This window comes from Bacillota bacterium (assembly GCA_013314855.1).
GTDB lineage: Bacteria > Bacillota > Clostridia > Acetivibrionales > DUMC01 > Ch48.
This window is the reverse complement of the sequence record JABUEW010000229.1, coordinates 1-3,229: the sequence shown is the minus strand read 5'-3', so window position 1 is coordinate 3,229 and position 3,229 is coordinate 1. Positions and strand designations below refer to the sequence as shown.

At 34.5% G+C, this 3,229-nt stretch carries 4 protein-coding genes and 1 pseudogene; 1 reads left to right on the top strand and 4 read right to left on the bottom strand.

The window, feature by feature from the left end; genetic code table 11:
- Positions 1 to 228: 228 nt before the first annotated feature.
- Together HPY74_20545 and HPY74_20540 are read right to left on the bottom strand one after the other, a co-directional pair.
- Positions 229 to 963 carry a DUF4367 domain-containing protein gene (locus HPY74_20545; protein ID NSW92996.1) on the bottom strand — a complete coding sequence of 245 codons (735 nt, stop codon included), beginning with the start codon at positions 961 to 963 and terminating at the stop codon, positions 229 to 231.
- On the bottom strand, positions 964 to 1,515 hold the full coding sequence (locus tag HPY74_20540) for an RNA polymerase sigma factor (protein ID NSW92995.1): 552 nt from the start codon (positions 1,513 to 1,515) through the stop codon (positions 964 to 966).
- A 195-nt stretch (positions 1,516 to 1,710) separates the two neighbouring features.
- Here HPY74_20540 and HPY74_20535 point away from each other — a divergent pair.
- Positions 1,711 to 2,022: pseudogene (locus HPY74_20535) on the top strand (transposase).
- A gap of 219 nt (positions 2,023 to 2,241) precedes the next feature.
- Here the strand turns inward: HPY74_20535 and HPY74_20530 are convergent.
- A complete protein-coding gene (locus HPY74_20530; GenBank protein ID NSW92994.1) occupies positions 2,242 to 2,421 on the bottom strand; it encodes a transposase in 180 nt (59 codons plus the stop codon).
- The gene (locus HPY74_20525; protein ID NSW92993.1) at positions 2,411 to 2,647 is read right to left on the bottom strand and encodes a transposase; all 237 of its coding nucleotides are present in this window, start codon (positions 2,645 to 2,647) and stop codon (positions 2,411 to 2,413) included. Before HPY74_20525 ends, HPY74_20530 begins: the two co-directional genes overlap by 11 nt.
- Positions 2,648 to 3,229: the final 582 nt, after the last annotated feature.

Below are 3,229 nucleotides of genomic sequence, written 5' to 3'. Positions count from 1 at the left end.
ACCTTAAAACCTTTGACTCTGTGCTTATTCTACACCTTTACGGACTTTCTCCCAAACTGATGGCCGGCGTGCTCAGCCGTGGAGAGTCCCTAATTCGCGAATACCTAAACCTTATTGCTACATACCTCAAAGACGTTGACACCATACGCGAACACCTGCGTAAACGAGGTGTGGAATTACCTGCTAATATACCAAATAGCGGTTGACAAGGAGGGAGATAACTTTCCCTCACCACTTCATAGATTCAGCTATTTTAAGTAATTCTTCTTTGCCTAAATCAGCTGTTAATGTGTAATTCTTACCATAATAGTTCCATATTAGTCTTGAATAAAAGCCTTTTTGGGGGATCAGTAAAATATACTCTACTCCATCTTTATTGAACTTCTCCATTTTCATGCTATCCTTTTTAAAGTTAATGCTTATAGAGCTATTGTCATATAATATTAATTCCCTTATTCTCAAAGACCTGTTTTCCTCTTTGTTTTGATATTCCAAAAGGATACTGCTTGTTGATTGTTTAGTTTTTTGAACAGTTATTTTCTTTAATGTATAACCTTCTGGAAGATAGGTTGGGTAGCTGATGATCCCGTTTGTAATTTCTTCTGCTTCTTGTAGGTTTGTTGTTTCTATCGTTCCCCCTTCATCTTTATCTATAAGAATCTCGTTATTTGTTTCATCCTCTGTTATATAATTTATAATACTAACGATATTTCCCCTTGTTCTGATAAACAGCTTATAAATATAATCTGTTTTTGCTATCAACAAATCCCTGGTTACAGCACTTAATAGAAATAGAATCACAGCTGCTGCTATTATTCTAAACCGCTTTTTCTTTTCATCTGATTTTTTACCCCTGTCCGGTAACTGTAAAATCATTTGTTCCCAATCGGGGGAATCGGGGTCAGGTAAGCTGTTTATTTCTTCTTCTAGCACTTTTTTGATTATTTCTTTTTCCTTAGTCATTTAACTGCCCTCCCCCTCAATATACTTTCTAAGCTGTTTACTTTGTTTTAGCTTCTTTTTCCCCCTACGCAACCTGGTTTTAACCGTATTAATGTTAAGTTTTAGTTTTTTTGCTATTTCTTCATACGTCATATCACAGTAGAACCTGTATACTAATATTAATGAGAATTTTTTATCTAGTGATTTTATGGCTTCTCTTATTGCCTTTGTAACCTCCTTATTAATATAACTTGCTTCAACATCATTTTGTTTCATCTTTTTTCTAACTTCCTCTTCAATCGCTATAAGCTTGTCCATATCTCCAACGGTAAAAACCTCTTTTCTGCTTTTGAGATAATCATAGGCAAGGTTAGTGGCAACTTTAAGTATCCATGGTTTGAATTTATTCATGGCAGAAAGTGTATTTAGGTATTTATAGCCTTTAATAAAGGTTTCTTGTGTTATATCGTAAGCTGTGTTTTCATCTTTGAGAATATATAAAACTGTTTTGTATATGTTTCTGTAGTGTTTTTGAAAATTTACTATGTATCTAAACTCCCTTTTTTTATCCATTATAACATCTCCTTTAGAGAGTTCTTAAATAATTTTACATTATATTTTACCATATTTTTGTTGTTTTGGTAATATGTACTGTGATGTGGTCAAGTTAAGTCCGTATAATTGTCTAGAAAAGGGTTGAGCCACTCCCACCCCTCTGGTTAGAATTAAAGGTAAACAAACCAAAAAAGCTAACTGGAGGGATGAGAAATGGCTCAATATAATATTATCATTGATACAGAACTTTTGCATCATCTTTTTTAAAAAGAGGCAAAAGATGAAGGGATGGCCAAGTTTTTAGAGTCCTTACTCAATCAAATACTGCAGGCCCAAGCTGCGGAGCAAATAAAGGCCGAACCTTATGAAAGGGCCGAAGAAAGGCAAGACAATCGTAATGGCTACTATCCGAGGAAATTAATTACCAGAGTAGGTACCCTTACATTAAGAGTTCCAAGGCTCCGCAACGGCAAGCTCACCACTGACATCTTTCACCGTTACCAGAGGAGCGAACAGGCTCTCTTAGGTAATGTCAATATAATTGTGTAAAAACATCAGCAAGGGCTACTCTCCAGTTATTGCCAATTAAGCTGCACCTGCGTTTTCCTTCCGCCGGGGTAAAAAGCCATCGACTTTACGGGTTGCCCATCAGTCGTTAAGGTTAGAAGCTATGGCATACACACATCTTAAACAGCAATCTTCATTGGGCAGGCTATCCATTTGCCTGGTTCTACGACGGAACTCTTAAAAGGTGCGTTCAATGATATTAGTTGTACGGATTATTTTCCAGTGGTGTTTCGGAAAATGGTAAAATTGTAAAACAGAATCCAGAACTTTTTCCAGGCAGTGAACAGCGCCTGGTGCTACTTTATCCCAATGGCTCTTCCAGTCGTTAAAACGGTTTAGCGCTTCATCATAGGGCATAGCTACCGTTACGGTAATTATTCGTAGATTCGGTCCTTTCGTAAGGTTTACGCCCAAGCATTTCCTGTAGTTCAAGTCTTATAGCTTCTTCAAAAGCATGCTTTAAAAACTCCCGAATATATTGTGCTAATCCATCAATAAATATTTCCTGACCCCATTTTCCCGAAGTAACTTTAGAACTGATTAATAACGATACTAATCTTTTATGGAATCTGATCAATTCCAAGGATACCCTACCTATTTTTTTGTTTCAAGTATTTACACAAAATATTTTACATCATCTATAAAAAGAGAAAAATAATACTTATAATTACATTAACTGTTTAATATAAGAAATATATTTAAAATATGATTTTATATAGAACCAAAACATGTATGCGAAAAATATAGTAATTAGAATAGTTATATAAATCTTTCTAGTTGAAGTATAAAAATTGAATACCGCTCCAATCATAGTAAATCCAAGTGCAAACAATGAAAAATAAACATAATTTATTTTATGTATAGAATTGGCCGGAATGAATTTATCAAAAATTGCAAGCAATATTAGCATAATAACACTTATTGCTAAAAATTTATGATTGAGCTTTAGGTTTTTATAGAAATTTTTTAATTTATAAAACACACCCGTAAATATAACCCCCTTATACTCATTATCATTTAAGTATTATAACATTATATCCTACATTTCGCACCCTTAATTACGAGGATTCCACATTTTTCATTCCAGTAAATAATGCGGCCTTTTCCTAATGATTGTATAAATATCAGGTGTTAGCCCGGCCAGAGAAAGAATTCGGTCTAAAGG

Bases quoted from the DNA above. Each gene is read 5' to 3' on its own strand.
- HPY74_20545 (NSW92996.1), bottom strand. From the start codon at position 963: ATGACTAAGGAAAAAGAAATAATCAAAAAAGTGCTAGAAGAAGAAATA.
- HPY74_20530 (NSW92994.1), bottom strand. From the start codon at position 2,421: ATGCCCTATGATGAAGCGCTAAACCGTTTTAACGACTGGAAGAGCCAT.
- HPY74_20540 (NSW92995.1), bottom strand. From the start codon at position 1,515: ATGGATAAAAAAAGGGAGTTTAGATACATAGTAAATTTTCAAAAACAC.